An 18,730-nucleotide genomic window follows, 5' to 3' on the forward strand; every position below is an offset into this window, starting at 1 on the left:
AACAAAACGGTTTGAAACCATGAAATCTGTAGGAGGAAACTTGTAAACTTTTTGAGGAAAATCCAAACGACTTCAATCTGATATAAAACGACAGAGGCCATCTCAATTCATTTTGAGACGGCCTCTTCAAGTAAAACGCCGAAGCGTTTTGATCAAAACGTCCTTGCGTTTGGGATGAAACGTACTTACGTTTTCCTCCAAACGCAAAGGCGTTTTTTTGCGTCTTATTTATCGCCGTACATACGGGCACGCATTTCCTTGATATGGTCGGATGAAATGTACTCATCGTAATCCATCATCTTGTCGATGATACCGTTCGGAGTCAGCTCGATGATACGGTTGGCCACGGTTTCGATGAACTCATGGTCGTGTGAAGAGAAGAGCACATTTCCCTTGTACGTCTTCAGGTTGTTGTTGAACGCCTGAATGGATTCCAAGTCCAAATGGTTGGTCGGAGTATCCAAAATCAGACAGTTGGCATTGCGCAGCTGCATACGGGCAATCATACAACGCATCTTCTCTCCTCCCGAAAGCACGCTGACTTTCTTCATCACTTCTTCACCGGAGAACAGCATACGGCCCAGATAGCCTTTCATTTCCACCTCATTGCCCTGACCGTACTGGCTCAGCCAGTCCACCAGGTTCAGGTCGCAGTTGAAATAATCGGTGTTGTCCAATGGCAGGTAAGCCGTGGTGATGGTTACCCCCCAGTTATAATGTCCGGCCTGCGCCTTACGGTTGCCGTTGATAATCTCGAACAGGGCCGTCATGGCACGCGGGTCGCGGCTCAGGAACACAATCTTGTCGCCCTTCTCCACCGTAAAGTTCACGTCGTTGAAGAGCACCGTACCCTCTTCCGTTTCAGCACGCAATCCCGATACCTCCAGAATCTGGTTGCCCGGTTCGCGGTCCATTGTAAAGATGATACCCGGATACTTACGTGACGACGGCTTGATTTCGTCGACCGTCAGTTTCTCCAGCATCTTCTTGCGGCTGGTAGTCTGCTTGGACTTCGCTACATTGGCAGAGAAACGACGGATAAATTCCTCCAGTTCCTTGCGCTTTTCTTCCGCCTTGGCCTTCTGGTTCTGCTGCTGACGGAGAGCCAGCTGGCTGGATTCATACCAGAAGCTATAGTTACCGGCAAAGAGGTTCACCTTGCCGAAATCGATATCGACCGTGTGCGTACATACCGAGTCGAGGAAGTGACGGTCGTGGCTCACCACCAGCACGGTATGTTCAAAGTTGGAAAGGTATTCTTCGAGCCAGGTCACCGTATCCATGTCCAGGTCGTTGGTCGGCTCGTCGAGCAACAGGTTGTCCGGATTTCCGAAAAGCGCCTGTGCCAGCATCACGCGCACCTTTTCCTTACCACTCAAATCACCCATCAGCGTGTTATGCTTGTCTTCCTTGATGCCCAGCCCGCTCAGCAGGATGGCCGCATCGCTCTCGGCATTCCAGCCTTCCAGTTCGGCAAACTTTTCTTCCAGTTCGGCTGCCTTGATACCGTCTTCATCGGTAAAATCTTCCTTGGCGTACAGGGCCTCACGCTGCTTCATGATGTCCCACAGCACGGTGTGTCCCATCAGCACGGTATCGAGCACCGTATGCGCATCGAACTTGAAGTGGTCCTGGCTCAACACCGAAAGACGTTCGCCCGGTCCCATGGTCACACTTCCCTTGGTGGGGTCCAGCTCGCCCGAAATCACTTTCAGGAACGTAGACTTACCGGCACCGTTGGCTCCGATGATGCCATAGATATTACCATTCGTGAACTTCAGGTTCACGTCGTTATACAACACTCTTTTACCAAATTGAACGGCTACATTTGAAACTGTTATCATCTGTTTTTTCTACCTTTTTTGAATTACGCGGCAAAGATAATATAAAAATATGAGATACAGCCAACAAAACAAGAAGCTTAAGAATGGCAAAAATAAATTACAGATTGAATAGATACCCCCACACAATCTGGCCTATTTTCCACTAATTAATGTTATTTCTTTAAAATCTATTCGTTTTCTTGCAATTTTTTTTATATTTGCAGAACCCGAATCTATTACGAACGCCTGTATAACCTTCAAAAACATACAAACGATGAACAGCATCAAGGACATTGCAAATTCATTCGCTGAGGAATATTGTAGCGACGCTATTTATCCCTCCCATCTGTTTAAAGCTATACTTCATAAAAGCATAGGCTTAGTTCACTTTATCGAGACCGAACTCGATAAAGATTACTATTATCTACAAGAATGGGCAGATGTACAAATGCAGCTTTCACCACGGGCAGCGAAACCGCAAAGGGGGCTTGAATACTCTCAAGAGTCCAAAGCTGTCATGGAAGAAGCTGAAACATATAAAGAAAAATTCGGATTTTCAGAATGTCGTCCTGTCTGCATACTGGCATCGTTAGTTACACCGGGTGTAGGTTTTACATTCGAACAGCTAAAGACACTTCCTCTCACCATATCCGAAATACAAGCCAAAATAGGTATTTTGGAACATCCGAGAGTAAATGAAACTGGCGGCGAGTCAGCTGAACGCTCATCTACAGGCTACAGAAAAGAACTTATCAACAAATATTGCATAGACAAAATAGAAGAAGCCAAATCAGGCAAACTTCCCATTGTCATAGGATTTGAAAATGAGATATCAGTCATTTTTGAGATTTTAGGTCGCAAGACCAAATCGAACCTACTAATAACCGGCGAATCTGGCGTAGGAAAGACTTCTCTCGTCAATGCATTTGTCAATCAACTTTTCAACGGTCACGTACCTTCATTCCTGAGCAATGCAGCCGCCTATGAACTAGATTTGGCAAGTATTAGTGCGGATACATCTTATAAAGGAGAGCTGGAAGACCGTTTCAAAAATTTGTTGCAGGAAATTAAGGAACGCCCTAATACGATTTTAATCATCGAGTCCATCGACAAAATGTTCGACAAACAAAATAGCCTTTATGGAGCTTCTTCTATCTTAAAGCAAGAATTAAATAAAGGAAACCTCTTGTTGATATGTACTTCATCCATTGATGGATATACCAAAAATATTGAGACAGACAAAGAATTCGTTACTAAGCTCGAAAAAATCACACTTGAAGAGCCGAATGCCAATTTGTGTCTCCGTATCCTGAAAGGAGCGCTAAGCGCATACTCCGAATACCACCATATAGCAATAGAAGAACCCGTTATGGCCGATGCTATACGCCTGGCTAAACGATACTTGACAGAAAAAGCACTACCGGATTCTGCTTTCGATCTTATAGACCGAACCATGGCCCTTGTCAAAACCATGAACGATATGTCGGCTAACGACATAGCCAGCCTAAGAACAGAACTTGCACAACTAACAGAGCAAGCAGAAACCAAAGCAAACGAACAAATTATGACTGAACTGGAATGGCTACATTATAAGTTAGTCAATAAAATCAGTTGCATACTAATGGCACAAATGGATGCCAACATCGAGTTTAACAAGATAACTACTGTCCAAGAACGGATTGATTACTTAAAGAAAGTTCTTGACCAGCTTTCTTTACTGTGTAAAGAAAAACGTACAAAACTTGACAGTGCTGATTTATTTGCCGTAGTAGCCAAACAGACGGGCATCCCCTTAGGAAAAGTACAATCAAAAGAGCGCGACCGCCTCATCAATGCAGAATCCACGCTGAAGAAACGTGTAATCGGGCAGGATCATGCTGTGAAGATTGTGCTCGATGCCGTGTTTGAATCTCGTTCAGGTTTAAACAAGAAAGGGCAGCCCATGGGATCGTTCTTTTTCCTCGGCCCTACGGGTACCGGTAAAACTGAATTATCAAAGGCACTGGCTGCCTTCCTGTTCGAAGATGAATCGGCACTTATACGTTTCGACATGTCAGAATTCAAGGAAGAACACTCCGTAGCATTACTCTATGGAGCACCTCCGGGATATGTGGGCTATGAAGAAGGAGGACTTCTTGTAAACAAAATCCGACAAAAGCCCTATTCTGTAGTGCTGTTCGACGAAATTGAGAAAGCCCATAAATCAGTGTTTGATTTGTTCCTCCAGATTCTGGATGAAGGCAAACTTCATGACCGTTTAGGCCGTGTAGGTGATTTTTCAAATGCCTTGATTCTTTTCACATCAAATATCGGCAGCCAGTTTATTGTTGACGAATTCAACAAAGGTTCCATACCTCAAAATAATGATTTAATGAACATTATGCAGAACTATTTCCGCCCTGAATTTTTAGGACGTCTCACCGAAATCGTTCCGTTCTCTCCAATTACAGAAGAAACCGTTACACGTATCTTTGATATACACCTAAAAGGGCTTCTCAAGTTATTGGAGGAACAAGACATAAAGCTCAATATCAGTCCAGAAGTGAAACGAGATATTGCCATGATGGGCTTTAATCCGCAATATGGTGCCCGCCCCATCCTCGGGATTATCCGAAAAGAGCTCAGGCACCCATTATCCAAGCTGATTATTTCCGGTCAAATCAAACCTGGCGATACTGTAGAAGTACAAATGAAAGACGGAAAGACTGAATTTATAACGAACTAAAGCAATACAATAATTTAATAACCATTCTAAAAACATTAGATTTATGGCAATGAAAGAGAATTTCATCTCAATGGCACCAGATGAAGAATCCAATGCAAAAGTTAGCCCTATTGACAACAACAAGACATTAATGATTGACCAATACACATCGGATGTAGAACCTGGAAACCCCGAGTTCGTAGAAAACATACAAAACATCAACGATGCGTTTGCTCACTTCAAACCATCTGTTGAAGTCGACTTTGTAGACGAAGAAGGAGGTTCTGTAAATGAAGTTCTTCATTTCAATGAGATCCGGGATTTCGAAGCACAAGGAGGCAAAGGAAAATTGGTAGAAAACAGCCAGTTCCTTTCAAGTGTAAAAAAGAAAATCGATACCAACAGTAAAATCCGCAAAAACATTGAACAGAACAGGAAGCTAAGAGACATCTTGAAAAACAGTACAGCAAAAGAAGAACTGAAAGAGATGCTGCAAGCTATGCTGGAAGAACTTGAAAATAATAAATAACCATTTATATAATAAGAATTATGGCAGAAGCAGAATTACAAAAAAACAAAATAGTTTCACAAAGCGCAGAAGAAGCGAATCAGGCCACGCAAGCTTCCCAAGCTAAAAAAGACGTATCACAACTGTTATCCGCATTTGGAGGCTTTAACGCCATTCGTGGATTCATGCCTGATGCGGATAATCTGAACCCAGCCCGCAAAGCGGTCAAAGCCGTATTTTTGTCAGACAAACGTTTCAAGGAAAAGCGGGAAAATTTAATTAACGATATTAAAGGATGGCTTGAAATACTCAATGAAGGTCACGAAAGTGCAACGGAATTTGTCGATGCTTGTAAAGCAAAAGAAGATAAATACACCCAAATTCTTAGCCAAGGAATTACGGATGCCCTTTTTGCAACAGCTAACCTTGAACGTTCCTATCGTACCCTCGATAGTTTCTTCAAGACAGCCAACACGGAAAAAGTAAAGAACCTACGCATTATCAATGTATATAAAGATGACATCGCCGACAACGATTCCGGGTTCGCACAAGAAGTAGACACCTTGTTACGCAATGGATTCGACCGTCTGAGTCTGAAAGATTGCTATAGCCTGCTCGTGATTCCAGGCAATGTATTCCAAGATAAACCCACATTGCTGCAATGGGCAAAGATTGCCTTCAAGTATAAAGTCATGTTGATTACAGACCATGCAGACGAATACTCCTTCGATGATTTGCAAGCAAATACAGAAGGATACCGTGACAGCGACATCGAGCTGCAAAACGTCATCATGACAGCCAATTGGCTCGTCGGACGTGATTCCGAAAAATTATCTGAAGACGAAAAAGACAGCCCCGCTTTCTATATAGGCGGTTCTGGTGCATTAGCTGGAAAACTATATGACGAAAGTGCGAACATGGCTCAAGGTGCTGGTGGTAAAAAATATGGTACACTTGATGGCATAAAAGGCGTTAAATTAGATTTGCTAAAATCTGAAATCGCAGCTTTGATGGACAACCAGGTCATCCCTATGGTCTACTCTGACGGACGTGTCATGGCTTTTAACAACACCAACCTTTATAACGGCGACAATACCGCTATGAAAGAATACCCGATTGTCCGCGTATTCGATTGGGTAAAAAAAGTCTTAATGAACTACGTGCACGAAGTGGCCCTCGAAAACTGGGATCCCTACAACTCTCCCAAAAACTTAAAATCAAAGATTCAGGCTTTCCTGAACGACTATAAGGGTTATGGCAACTTATTCCAGAATTATGAGATTAAAGAACCGACACAGGATCCGGTAACCAAACGCATCACGTGCGACATCAGCTTGACCCCGTTCTATTCGGCTAAGAATTTCATTATTAAAGTTTCTGCAGACAAGAAAGACAAAGAAGCTCAGATGGCATAAAACAATTATTGTTTAACATAAAAACGTAAAATTATGGCAAAGACACCTGTAAAATTAGAAGTTGATGGCTATAAGGAACGCGAAGTCATGATGGTCAAATACGAATTTGATCAAGCAACTGACGTCGAAGGCCAAATGTCAGGTATTCCACGGGGTGGTAAAATCAACATCCGTGTAAAAGCGCTTAATGACGGTACACCGGATTTACTGGCATGGATGATAGAACGTAATTTACCGAAAAACGGAGTAATCACTTTCCTGGAAACAAAAACGGGGAAAAATATGAAAACTATCAAGTTCACGAACGGCTATTGCGTAAACTTTGAGGAAAAGTGGGAAGATAAAAAAGGGCATTTCGAGGAAATCGAAATTACGTGTCAAAAAATTGAATTTGAATCCGTCGTTTTTGAAAACGACTGGGCTTAAGTTCAAAACATAATGTTTAATCAGAAAAATTGAAGTACTATGGCAGAAAATATGACTCCGGTACAATTATCGGTAAAGGATTTCGAGACTCGTGAAGTCATGATGATTGACTACACATTCTCACAAACAACCGACCGTGAAGGCCAGATTTCAGGTATCCCCAGAGGCGGCCGTATCGACATCCGCGTAAAAGCTATGAACGACGGAAACAATCAGTTATTACAATGGATGTTATCACCAAATGACCCACGCGACATCAAAATTACTTTCTACAATACCATTGATGGTTCTACCATGAAGGAATTGGAAGGAAAGGGATGCTACTGCGTACATTATTTGGAAAAATGGGAAGACGGCGAAGAACATTTCGAACAATTACAGATTGTTTGCCAAGAACTGAAAAATGGCCCTGTTGAATTCCAAAATCCTTGGAAATAAAGTTCACCAATATTCTAATTACAGTTATCCATATTACTTTTCCAGCAAGTATTCACTTGCTGGAAAAGTAAACGAAAGACACATGAATTTAAATTTTCCGCTATGTCCTTATCTGCAAGTTTATATTTGGGAGATAATGCCTCTGAAAACTATACAAACACATATCAGGTTACCCAATGCCAAATCAAAGTATCCAGGCATCATAACTCCTACAATCCTGACAGCAATCCACGCTGTGACCAAATCATTCTTTCAATCATTGCTCCCGACAAAGACGATTTGGAATTATTTGACTGGTACATCGACCAGACCTCTCTATCTGGTAAAATCGTTATTGACCTGACCAACCAGTCTACGAAATATGACATAACGGAACGGGACATTAAGTTTGAGAGTGCGAAATGTTTTTCAATTGCCGAATCGTATAATATCAACGATACCAATCGCCATCAACTCAAGCTGGGGATTATGGCAGAAAAGTTAGAAATCGATGAGATAGAATTCCAATAAAGCAAACCACCTAAATCAGATTCTTTCATGCAAAACATTTCCAACTACCTCAAAGCCACTCTTTTTTTTGACGACCTCAATGAGACCAGGGTAAAAAGAGAAGATAGCTTCACAATACAACAATTCCACTATGAATGTACCAGAAAAAGAAATAACACAGGAATGCCGTACGGTCCGACCATGACAACTCTCCTTCAAATTCAAATAAAATCCTTACCTAATGGTTATTTGAAGGAATTATATAAACGACTGGACGAACAAACAGAATCACATTTCTCGGTTGTTTTCAATGCCACTTTTCGTACGGATGATTGCGGTGAAAATATGCTAAGCGACTACGACAGCGGTCTAATTATAACAGGCTACGTCATAAGTGTTGACGAAACTTTTGGGACTTGGTCTGAATCGGCAACGGTTCTTCCACAAGAAGAAAAAACAACCGACCTGATGATGACCAACATCAAGCTACTGACAAAATCAATAATCTACATTGGCAGTGACAGCTACCAAAAAAGACTATATATCAACTTCTAATCCAAACAATTAAAGAATTATGACTTCCTATATATTAGTAATCAATAATATCCCAACAGACAACGCCAAGCTTGAATTTAAATATAACACCAATAGTGAAGATTCAAAAAAGACTTTTGACGTAAATGATAATAACGAAAAAGAAACATGGACTTGCACGCTCCAAAATTTGAGTTATTCAAAAGCAATTTATAAACCTGGGGAGCTCCAATTTAATTTGCAATTAACGGGTTGCAAAAATGTAAATAAGATTTATCAGACATTCAAAGAGAAGACCGTTACATTAATATCCAAAGAGAATGATAAAACGAATAATATATCAAAAGATTATTATATTTTCGGTATAAGAATCCAAAAAAGATCAGATATATTCTATATTACAGTTCAAGCATTTGACCCATTCAAATACCTTACATTAGACAACTATTGCAAGGCTTATACTGGTAAAAAATTTATTTTGGATATTCTTTGGAATACCGACCTTTGGCCAAAAAAGCTTCCAACGGCAATAAAAAAAACACAATTTACTCTTGAAAAATCTATACGAAATAAAGCTGTATTAGAACAAAAGAAAAAAACACTGGAATGGATAATAGCAAATTTAAACGACCAAAAAAATAAAGAAAACAAGAAACCTGAAAAAGAAAGAGATGAAAAGAAAATCAAAGAACTAGAAAATAAAATTCATGAATTAGAAGCTGAAGACAGACCTCTTGAGACAACTAAGAAAGAAATTAATGCGACAACAATAGAAGGAAGCTCTGTCTTCAATATAACACCTCAACTTCTACATTATCATAATGGTATTGAATTTATTCAGCCCTACCTCGTTCAATACAACGAAAGTTTCTTTGACTTTTTGGTCAGAGTCAGCAACCGATGTGGGGAATTCCTTTATTATGAGGATGGTTATTTCAATATTGGATGGGACAAAGACACTAAAGTCAAAACGCCCATTACAGAATATGTTGCTATCAATTTCGCTCAAAATGTAACTACAGCCTGTGAAGAAGACTCTATTAGCAGTGTACACAATGATTACACAACCAATGAGAACAAAAAAGATAGTAAATCTGCAGCTAAGATGTATGATTCCAACTTAGCCTCTGATGAAAATCTGGCGTCTATTCCTCCGAAAGATGAATACACCCAATGGACTGATTTTGCCCTGTTTCCAGGATGTTATTTTATTAATATATTTACAGACATTGCCAATTCAGCCAATGTAGCCGAAGCACTCACAAATTTAGTGTTTAGTACGACAGCAACCACTTCAGCCAGTGCGGTCTTTTCTAAAAATGTCAATGACGAATATGAAAAAAAATATTTTGACCCAAACAAAGCCTACATAAAAGAAAGACAAAATGGAGAACGCATCCATCCGTTCAGTACATCAAATAGCAATACAACCACTGTTAAGAGTTCTGAATCAAATATCCCTCCAAATAGTTACATACCTTTCAGCTTAGAATTTTATGAAGCGGTCCGCAAGGGAATAGAAAAAAATGAACAGTCACGCATTCAAATCGCACTAGGCACTCATTTTTACCCTCTCTCACTGGGTAGTTTGATTGAGCTGGACAACCAAACATACATTGTTGTCCAAATCAATGGCTGTGTCAATAACGAGACTGAGACCCTCGACATCGAGGCCATTCCATACTCAGAGGGAAACACCGTATTTCCTCCTGCTGCGCCTGTCAATCCTATACGTGAAGCCAAAGCCCAACGAGCCTTCATCACAGATAATTTGGATCCCCTAAAAATGAACCGTGTAAGGGTACGTTATCCATGGCAAGCCACGTCGAAAGATTCCACGTCGAAAGATTCCACGCCGAAAGATTCCACGTCGAAAGATTCCACGCCGAAAGATTCCACGCCGAAAGATTCCACGCCGGAAGATTCCACGCCGTGGATCCGTATAGCTCTGCCCATGGCATCGAATGACTGCGGTTTTAACTTTCTCCCACAAATAGGCGACGAAGCCATCATCAATTATGAAAACGGGAATATTGAGAGACCTTACGTAGAAGGTATGCTCTATACGGGAAAATCATCTGTTCCATATGACTTCAAACAAAATAATGCCCGCGTCATTTCATCTGTAAACGGCCATTCCATCATCTTCTCTGACCCACCAGTCAGCACGAATGCCATCAATGGACTATTCCCTCTTTGGAAGACAATTAACAGCTTTGTTCCAAGTGCTTTGAAAGGGAAAGATCTTAAAGAGTACAACAAAAAAGCGATGGGAGGTATCGAATTTACAGACGAACATGGGTTATATTCTATATCCATGTCGTCCGACAAACGCACTATCTCCATCGACAGCCCTGTGGGAAAAGTAGATATCAACGCTTTTACTGGAATTACCATCAGTGCCCCCAACGGGAACGTCCGCATCGAGGGAAAGAACATCGATATTGTAGCGGGTAATAACCTGTCCATTTCTTCTGGAAACAATATTGCATCTCACTTTTGGCACATGAGAGATTCCAAGTGGGGAGAAGGAGGAAAAGATTTTCTTCAAACGCTGGGAACAAGTTTCTTGTCAAAAGTTGAAATTATTGACATGAATTTAATACGTACCATATTTGAAACACTACTACGTCCCTGTGCTGGTACTCTGCTTATTAAATCCAATAGATATCTGTGTTTCGAAGCCGGCAAAGGTGAAGCTCAAATTGCCGGACGCCAAACGGTTAAACAATTAGGAATAAGAAAGACAAGTGACTTAACTTTCGCCCCAGACCAAATATGTGAGGTAACCATCCCATATCAAAATAATGTTGTGGTAACGAACAGAATACCAATACATATTAACAATGTCATTCAGGCTATCGAAGCAGCAGAGCAAGCATTTAGAACGATAAACACCAATCTGTTAAGTGCAAAAAATGCATATATTGACGCTTTCAAAACGATTAATAGAATACCAAGGAGTAATGAGTATATAAAAAATGGAAGTCAGCTTCCAGATTTTGACAGTTTATATCCCGCTAATATTGATAACTTTACAGCATTTCAAATGGTTAGTGAAATACCTGCAGATGGTAGTCAAACAGAATTTCTATCAACAAAAATTTTCCTAAACAAGCTAAATAAACATGCCCTAAATATAAAAGAGAATCAGCTGACAAGCAACAAGATTTTGAATGATTTTAAAAACGTTTATCTTCAGGATCCTATTGTAAAAGAATTAATAGACAATTATGTAAACATTGATAACGATATCACCAAATTATATAGGGATTTTATTACCCAAAGTTATTTTAACCGTCGTTCTCAATCTTGTAGAACAAAGAACAAACGGGAACTTTTGTATAACGTTCTAGTAGGTTTAATAAACCGCCAAAATGGAACCGAAGCCAAAGGAGCTGCCTATAATAACGTAAACAAAATAGCACTAGAACAAAACACCAATTGGGCACAATGGGATACTTGGTGTAATTCATTAAAGTATGAACCACAATCTCCTGTTCAACTCAGAAAACGAGATAAGGCTAGATTAGGGATGACAGAATGGAAATTCTTAGGAGTTCATAAACTGAACGGTATGCTTGACCAATATATATGGGATACCAATGAAGATGCAGGCAAGATTCTATTTTCAGATCAAGCAGGTGAAACTCTTAATTTTCACAACAAAGAAATCCATTATTACAAAAAATCAGAAACAGACCCTCTTACTGCATTAAAAAACATACTCAGAAGAATACAATAATAACAGACACCATTACACATGAGAACAATCGCAGAACAATTCAAATATTGGCAAGAAGCTCTGAATGATTTCCAAAAAAACGTGGAAAAAGATTTGGATGAAATCCGACGCTACAAAAGCGAAGTCCAACAAATGAAGATTGACCTGATAGACCATCTGGAGAAAGGACGGTATATCCGCGATGACCAGCGTGTCATCATCTCTGCCCCAGAAATCATCATTGGTAATGTAGACAAAAGCGGGACTCTGTGTGGTAGCCATTCGAAAATTATTCTTCGCGGAACAGACATTTGTCTGGATGGCGTTGGCGCAGGTGCTTCCGGTGTGGGAAGCATTGTGAGCCGTGCTGCAAGCATCCGTCAAATAGCGGTGGATCCGGGAATGGACGGGCAAGAGAATGTGGCGAAAGAAATTTCGGAGATTGTTTCACAAGCCCGGAATGTCACCATCCGAGGCGAAAAGCAAGCCAAAAATGTCTTCCCAACGTACGGACTTACCAACAACGATGGTGGCATCACTCTCTCTACTGATGGACAAATCAGCCTGAACGCGACACTCCCCTGCGACACACTCAAAAAAAGGTTGGAGCAAGAAGAGGCAGCACTGACCACACAAACAAATGACCTCAAGAAGGAAGCAAGCCAGGCCAAATCTGAAGTATCGTCGCTCATATCGCAAATCGACAAGCTGTTCGACCAGGACCTTATGAACCTGGATGAAACGATGACCCGAACGAACTACATGGACATCGAGGAACTGCACGAGGAAATCCGGAACATTTCCGGCACCATCTACTCCGCAATGACTCGCTACTTCAACGTATTGTCCCGCCTTGCCGAAACGAACCGCCAACTGAACAGCATCAAGGAACAGAAAGAAGCGGCAGGCCAATTACAGTCTTCATTCAAAGACCAGAGCACCGATACCTCCATCTCACTCCAGTCTGAAAATATCAGCCTCACCTCGACCGACGGCGACGGCAACTTGCGCACTAACCAAGGCGCAGGTATCGAACTGGCAGGTAAAGAAATCAACCTCACTTCCTACGGTAACGACGGCGCACTGATTAAGGAAAGCGGTATCTACATGGGTTCGCAAGACGTGGAAATCAACACTGCCAATCCCAAGATAGCAGACAAAAACACCGATCTGCCGGCAGAGGGCAGTGTACGCGTCGTCTCAAAAGAAATCCAAGTGGAGGCCGTAGACTATGAGACGAAAGACGACAAGACCGAAGAAAAGAGTCTGACCAAAGAAGGCTCGTTTACCCTGCGTGCTGAAAAAATCAACCTTAACGCCACCGACACTGAAGGCAAAGCAACCGGAACGATTGCCGCCAACGCTAAGACGGTGGAGGTAAAAGCAATGGACGTAGACAAGGAAAAACGCACTGACAAGGAGGTGGCTGCAGGCAGCAGCCTGCTTTTATTGGCAGAGAAGGTTTATGCAGGAGCAGGGGACAAGAAGATGCGAAGCAAGAACGTACAAGTGGCCTCGGACAAAGTGGGCCTCTTCGGCGACACCACCATCGAGCTGCAACAGGACGGCAAAGCCATCCTGCAACTAAGTGGTGGCGATGCCGCACTCTCCGGCAGCAAAACCACCCTCTATGGTGAGATGACCTCACAGGGCAAAACGACATTCAAATCCGACGTCACTGCCGGAACGGTCGAGATGAAGAATCTCAAAGTGGATTCATCGTTCAAGACGCCCTACACCACCGAAGGTGTCTCTGTGCCCGGCGCACCGTCTACCGCAAAGCTGAGCACAAAGCTGAGTGAAGAAGAACTGAAATCGAGCAACGAATAAAAACAAAAAATTATGGCAAAATATGTTTGTATGGGTGCCACACTGAAATGCACGTTTGGCATGACCCCCTCCTCATTAATGGTAACAGTTCCCTTACGGCCAATGATTCAAAACAAGCCAAAAGCCACCATCATGGACTTTGCCCCAATGGTCAACATCCTGCCCTTCGGCATGTGTCAATCACTGAGCAACCCTATGGTAGCCTCTGCTACCGCTGCTGCTATGGGTACGCTAACCCCCATGCCTTGCATCCCTGTAATCGTAGCTCCCTGGGCACCGGGAGGTAAACAATTGATAACCAACATGCCAGCACTATTAGATAATTGCAAACTGATGTGCGCCTACGGCGGTAGTATTTCCATCAATATGCCTGGCCACACGTGCGACTCACAAGGAAAATGAAAACAGACGCTTCCCCCTTCCTGAAAATAATTCCAGGAAGGGCGGAAACGTCTGAAAACACTCTTATTCATCAGTTCCTATCTGGCTCAGGTCCAACTTTGAGCCTTTCTCTTCACTATGGGCAGCTTGACGCTCCTTTTCAGCCTGTTCAGCTTCAGTTCTTTCTTTTAAATATTTCTGGTATGCCTCTTCTATCTGCTTCTCCTTACTTTCACGATACGACTTACAGAGATCTTTTATCTGATCATACTGTTTCTGGAGTTCCTCTTTGGCTTCATCCATTTCCTCAGGTTTAGCCGTCATTAATTCTTTGGCTATTTTCGTACCATACGCCACATTGGCTTTATCAATCTTTGCCATCATCTCCTCGTAAATAGCTTTTACATAATTCATACCCGCATCGTGACGATCGCCATTCACTTCAGGCATGGTACACAAAACGTACTTATCTTCATCTAAATCCTTTTCGTCTTTCTCACCTTCAGCATCCTTTTCCTCCTCATTCATCGACTTTTGTTCGATTTTATAATCTGGATGTGCTGTAACCACAGACTTACAGATGGCAAACAGATAATCTTGGTCCTTAGGAATCAAAGCAAACTGATTTTCCTCGGGTATAGCGACATCAGCCACGTCCTCCAAATTCAAGCGATTACCCCCTACTTCCACTTCGACCGACAGGAGAGCTGCCGGTTCAGCTTCCACACTGAAATGCATGAACTGATAATTCATATATACAGCGTAAGCACTCATTTTCTGTTGAGCCTCTCTTAATAAACTAAACACTGTTTGTCTCATTATTTTTCTTTTACGTTATTATTTTAGTTTCAGCTGCACATTCACAATGTCGTTCCCCTTCAAACGAATTACCTTTTCAGCCTTCTTATGCCCCTTGACCAAACGAAGACGATAGGTATTGTCAACCGGCAAATTATGCAATACACAAGGGGCAACTCCTACCATAACTCCATTCAAAAAAACAAGGGCATCCACCTCATCACACGATATGTTCAACAATCCGTAATCAGCCAATGGAGAAATCAGATTCAGTTCTACAGTCTTACTTGCTTCTACCCAGAAAAAATCAGTACGCGAATCTAATCCTTCTTTCTTTGAACTGACAGCATAAAATCCTGGAGACAACTTTCCCCTCCACTCTCCTCGTCCCACCCTCTCACGATTGAGCCAAATCTCAGTATCACTATCAAAAGCTTTTATGTACACGTCTGACAGTTTTTCAGAAACAGACACACTATCAACCCTTGTATCAGGTGAAGTCTCCCCCGCCAAAATGGTTCCCGAATTTAAATCCCATTGCTTCAGTGGATACAACTCGACACCATTCAGATTCACAACCTTCCGCTCAGCATTAGCCAACTCTACCCACCGTTCATAATAAAGCGAGTCACTCCTATTGACAGTCAGGCGATAACGACCAGGCATCAAACGAGCAGTTTCAGCACGCTGCATGCCAATTAGAGAACCATCCAAGTAAATTTTGGCATCAGACCAGTCTGTTTCTACACTCAGATAAGCATAAAAGGGTTGCAATATATATTGTTTTTCAAAGCGTACAGAATCAATCAACTCAATTGTATCATTCAAGGTCTGATAAAAAGGTGACTCAATACGACAAGTATGTTTACCCAACGGCAAATAAAGTGAAAGATGACCCTCCAAAACGGGATAAATAAGAGAATCAATATAGACAATGGCATGTGCCGGGTCTGTGGAGAATAATGCCCATTGCTTCTCCTGACGAAACTCTTTATCCAGACTTTCAGTATGCAAATAAGCATGATAACGTCGCTTTTTTTTCAGCACACCATCAGGAACTTTCCACACTAAATCCCCATACTTAGGGTGCTTGATAAGAAGAGATTCTGTGCGATGTGGCAAAGATAAAGTAACCACTCCATCTCCCTCCGTAGCAGACACAGCAACGTTACATGCAAAAAACTGAAAACCTTTTTCATTCGTAAAAAAATCGAGTAAAGCATGTCTTTTATCAGTTGCAAAAACCGCCTTTCGTAAAAACGGCTTCTTATATCGTCCGAAATCCTCAACGCACATCCGCTGAGCTATAGCGGAAAAAGCAGTCAAACTCCATAAAATTATGATCCAACAATATTTCATGAGTGCTGTTTCTGAAATCATTCCATGCAAACATACAGAAAAATACTGAAATAATTGCTACCGCTTCCTCATTTTCTTTACCAAACAAAGCTACAACTTATGATAGATTGAACATTTCTGAAAATCCTTCATAATAAAAGTCACCATAAAAGGAAGAAAGAGGCCTTTTTGTTACCTTTCATTCAAATATTAGCCTAATCCTTTGGGAATTATCCCGAAGATTTATTACATTTGGAAGGCTAAACGAAAGCATCGTGCTATGAAAGAAACCGACTTCATACCAACCCTTTCCCCAGTTTGGGGGGCAGATATCTTTCCGCTACTTTCTTGGTTCAAACTAGACCAAATAAAACACGCCAATGTAATGGTTGTAGGTTGTGGAGCCTTAGGTAACGAGGTTCTGAAGAATTTAGCTTTGTTTGGGATTGAACATCTAGTCATCGTGGATTTCGATACTATCGAACCATCTAATCTGACTCGATCTATACTCTTCAGAAAAGGAGATGCTGAAACTCACCAATTCAAAGCTTTCGTAGCGGCCAAACGACTCCGTGAAATTAACCCTTCCATTCAAGTTCTACCTTTAACCGGCAACATTTGCCACGATGTGGGATTAGGGCTCCTACGCCGAATGGATGTCGTGATAGGATGCGTAGATAACCGATGGGCACGCTATTGCCTAAACCGCCTGTGCATGCGCGTCGGCATCCCTTGGGTGGACGGTGGAATAGACGGCCTTGAAGGAACTGCAAGGGTATTCATTCCCGGCAAGAACTGTTATGCCTGCAACTTGGGCCCCGAAGCTCTGAAAGATTTATCATACCGCCTTTCATGTGGTTCAACCATACGTCGAAATGAACAAGCCGGACGAATACCGACCACTCCTATCATCGCTTCAATTATCGGAGCAGTAGAAGCACAAGAGGCAATCAAACTACTACATCCAGATGAACTGGAACACGAAGAGTTGACCTCATTATGCGGAAAAATGTTCTACTACGAAGGACAACACCTAACCTCCCGCATTGTGGAATTTAAGGGTTATGACGATGAATGTCCCGTACACGAACAATGGAAGCCAGTAGAAAAAGTAAACCTTACAACTACTTTACCGATTGAAGAAATGCTGACAGGCCTATCTAAACATCTCGGATGTAAAAACATAGAAATCGTTCTCAGGGACCATAGTTTCGTGGATTACCTGACCGAACGAAAAAATGACCGTAAAATTCACGTCATGTTACCTGATTATGCCATAACGGGCTATATAGAAAAAGAGCCCTCCTTATGTCATCTCCCCTTTCATGCATTATATCAGCATGAAATAAAAAGTATCGGCACAGATTTCCCGTACAAGAAATTAAATTTATCACAAGTCGGTATTCCTCCATGGAGCATATTACATGTACATACAGAGAAAGGTACCCGCTATGTAGAACTGGCCGACGAACAGAATTATATAACATACTTATTTCAAAACGAACAGATATGATAAACGAGACAGATCTCTTCGATATAAACGCAGAATTCTTGCTAAATTACCTGTATCCGGACCAAACAGACCAATGGCAGGCAGAATGTGCAGGAACATTTTATCGGAACTACAGTCCAGACATTTTGTCAATCGAAAAAGACAAAACAACAGTGCGCTTGGCTCGCGACGGCTTCCTGCGACTTCTCCCTCAAGGCATCATCGCCCCTGACAATGCCCTGAAAGGAAAAGACTTCGAACAGAAATACGAGCAACTGAAGAAAAAAGAAGAACTTCTGAAAGATCTTTTCAAGCCTATAGACACCCAGAACTTCAGATTCCGTCTTCACATCGAAAAAGAGATAGCACAGTTGTCGGGAAACAAACTTACCCTCCTACTGAAGCAATATTTCAACTTCAATTTAGAAGAAGAAAAAAATCCATACATCCGAAAAACAGCCCCGCTACTGCTTCTCATCAGCCAGCTGCGTGCTGACTTTTCCTTTCTGCGCACCCTACTAAAACATCTATTTGAGTGCTCTGTAGAAATGACAACCGGCCAATATACATGGGATGAAGGTTACGAGTATTCACAACCGGCCGTTTTCTATTACTTAATAATTCCTAACCTGACTAATGAAGCATACAACGAGCTGAAACAAGCCATTAATCCATTCATTGACTTTATCCGCGAATGGTTTATACCCTTCGATACACATTGCAGCATATCCATCAAACACCACGACTGTCCATTTGTTTTGGGGAAAGACCTGACATTGGACTACAACACTAAAATAAATACATTTATCAACCCAACATATTGACAATAA

15 protein-coding genes are annotated in these 18,730 nt (G+C 41.7%); 12 read left to right on the plus strand and 3 right to left on the minus strand.

The features are described from left to right. Nucleotides 1-224: 224 nt before the first annotated feature. The gene (locus tag H6A28_RS10960) at nt 225-1,844 is read right to left on the minus strand and encodes an ABC-F family ATP-binding cassette domain-containing protein (RefSeq protein WP_204480299.1); all 1,620 of its coding nucleotides are present in this window, start codon (nt 1,842-1,844) and stop codon (nt 225-227) included. Nucleotides 1,845-2,097: 253 nt separating this feature from the next. Between H6A28_RS10960 and H6A28_RS10965 the strand changes: the two genes are divergently transcribed. The 10 genes from H6A28_RS10965 to H6A28_RS11010 all read left to right on the plus strand — a co-directional run bounded on the left by H6A28_RS10965 (nt 2,098) and on the right by H6A28_RS11010 (nt 14,293). Continuing rightward, complete coding sequence (locus tag H6A28_RS10965) at nt 2,098-4,548, plus strand: AAA family ATPase (RefSeq protein WP_204480301.1); 2,451 nt, start codon at nt 2,098-2,100, stop codon at nt 4,546-4,548. Between the two features lie 43 nt (nt 4,549-4,591). Beyond that, nucleotides 4,592-5,056, plus strand: a complete 465-nt coding sequence (locus tag H6A28_RS10970; protein ID WP_204476026.1) for a hypothetical protein — start codon at nt 4,592-4,594, stop codon at nt 5,054-5,056. Nucleotides 5,057-5,076: 20 nt separating this feature from the next. Continuing rightward, on the plus strand, nt 5,077-6,450 hold the full coding sequence (locus H6A28_RS10975) for a hypothetical protein (protein WP_204480303.1): 1,374 nt from the start codon (nt 5,077-5,079) through the stop codon (nt 6,448-6,450). Between the two features lie 33 nt (nt 6,451-6,483). Then, nucleotides 6,484-6,876: a type VI secretion system tube protein TssD gene (gene tssD / locus H6A28_RS10980; protein ID WP_072544428.1), complete on the plus strand. Its 393-nt coding sequence runs from the start codon at nt 6,484-6,486 to the stop codon at nt 6,874-6,876. A gap of 39 nt (nt 6,877-6,915) precedes the next feature. After that, the gene (gene tssD, locus H6A28_RS10985) at nt 6,916-7,314 is read left to right on the plus strand and encodes a type VI secretion system tube protein TssD (protein ID WP_204476028.1); all 399 of its coding nucleotides are present in this window, start codon (nt 6,916-6,918) and stop codon (nt 7,312-7,314) included. A gap of 102 nt (nt 7,315-7,416) precedes the next feature. Next, on the plus strand, nt 7,417-7,824 hold the full coding sequence (tssD, locus tag H6A28_RS10990) for a type VI secretion system tube protein TssD (RefSeq protein WP_204480304.1): 408 nt from the start codon (nt 7,417-7,419) through the stop codon (nt 7,822-7,824). Between the two features lie 27 nt (nt 7,825-7,851). Beyond that, a complete protein-coding gene (locus tag H6A28_RS10995) occupies nt 7,852-8,358 on the plus strand; it encodes a hypothetical protein (protein WP_204476030.1) in 507 nt (168 codons plus the stop codon). 19 nt (nt 8,359-8,377) lie between these two features. Then, nucleotides 8,378-12,082: a phage baseplate assembly protein V gene (locus tag H6A28_RS11000; RefSeq protein WP_204480305.1), complete on the plus strand. Its 3,705-nt coding sequence runs from the start codon at nt 8,378-8,380 to the stop codon at nt 12,080-12,082. Nucleotides 12,083-12,100: 18 nt separating this feature from the next. Next, a complete protein-coding gene (locus H6A28_RS11005) occupies nt 12,101-13,891 on the plus strand; it encodes a hypothetical protein (RefSeq protein WP_204480306.1) in 1,791 nt (596 codons plus the stop codon). Between the two features lie 30 nt (nt 13,892-13,921). Continuing rightward, a complete protein-coding gene (locus H6A28_RS11010; RefSeq protein WP_262896978.1) occupies nt 13,922-14,293 on the plus strand; it encodes a DUF4280 domain-containing protein in 372 nt (123 codons plus the stop codon). A gap of 63 nt (nt 14,294-14,356) precedes the next feature. Here the strand turns inward: H6A28_RS11010 and H6A28_RS11015 are convergent, their stop codons facing one another. Then, nucleotides 14,357-15,046 (minus strand): ribosome recycling factor, encoded by a 690-nt coding sequence (locus H6A28_RS11015; protein ID WP_204476034.1) that lies wholly within the window; start codon nt 15,044-15,046, stop codon nt 14,357-14,359. Between the two features lie 63 nt (nt 15,047-15,109). Then, a complete protein-coding gene (locus H6A28_RS11020) occupies nt 15,110-16,450 on the minus strand; it encodes a PEGA domain-containing protein (RefSeq protein WP_204476035.1) in 1,341 nt (446 codons plus the stop codon). Nucleotides 16,451-16,688: 238 nt separating this feature from the next. Between H6A28_RS11020 and H6A28_RS11025 the strand changes: the two genes are divergently transcribed. Both H6A28_RS11025 and H6A28_RS11030 read left to right on the plus strand, forming a co-directional pair. Further along, nucleotides 16,689-17,921, plus strand: a complete 1,233-nt coding sequence (locus H6A28_RS11025; RefSeq protein WP_204476036.1) for a HesA/MoeB/ThiF family protein — start codon at nt 16,689-16,691, stop codon at nt 17,919-17,921. Then, nucleotides 17,918-18,724, plus strand: a complete 807-nt coding sequence (locus H6A28_RS11030; RefSeq protein WP_204480307.1) for a hypothetical protein — start codon at nt 17,918-17,920, stop codon at nt 18,722-18,724. The genes H6A28_RS11025 and H6A28_RS11030 overlap by 4 nt, the downstream gene beginning before the upstream one ends. Nucleotides 18,725-18,730 lie beyond the last annotated feature (6 nt).

Origin of the sequence: Bacteroides mediterraneensis (assembly GCF_016900355.1) — a bacterium.
Classification (GTDB): Bacteria; Bacteroidota; Bacteroidia; order Bacteroidales; family Bacteroidaceae; genus Phocaeicola.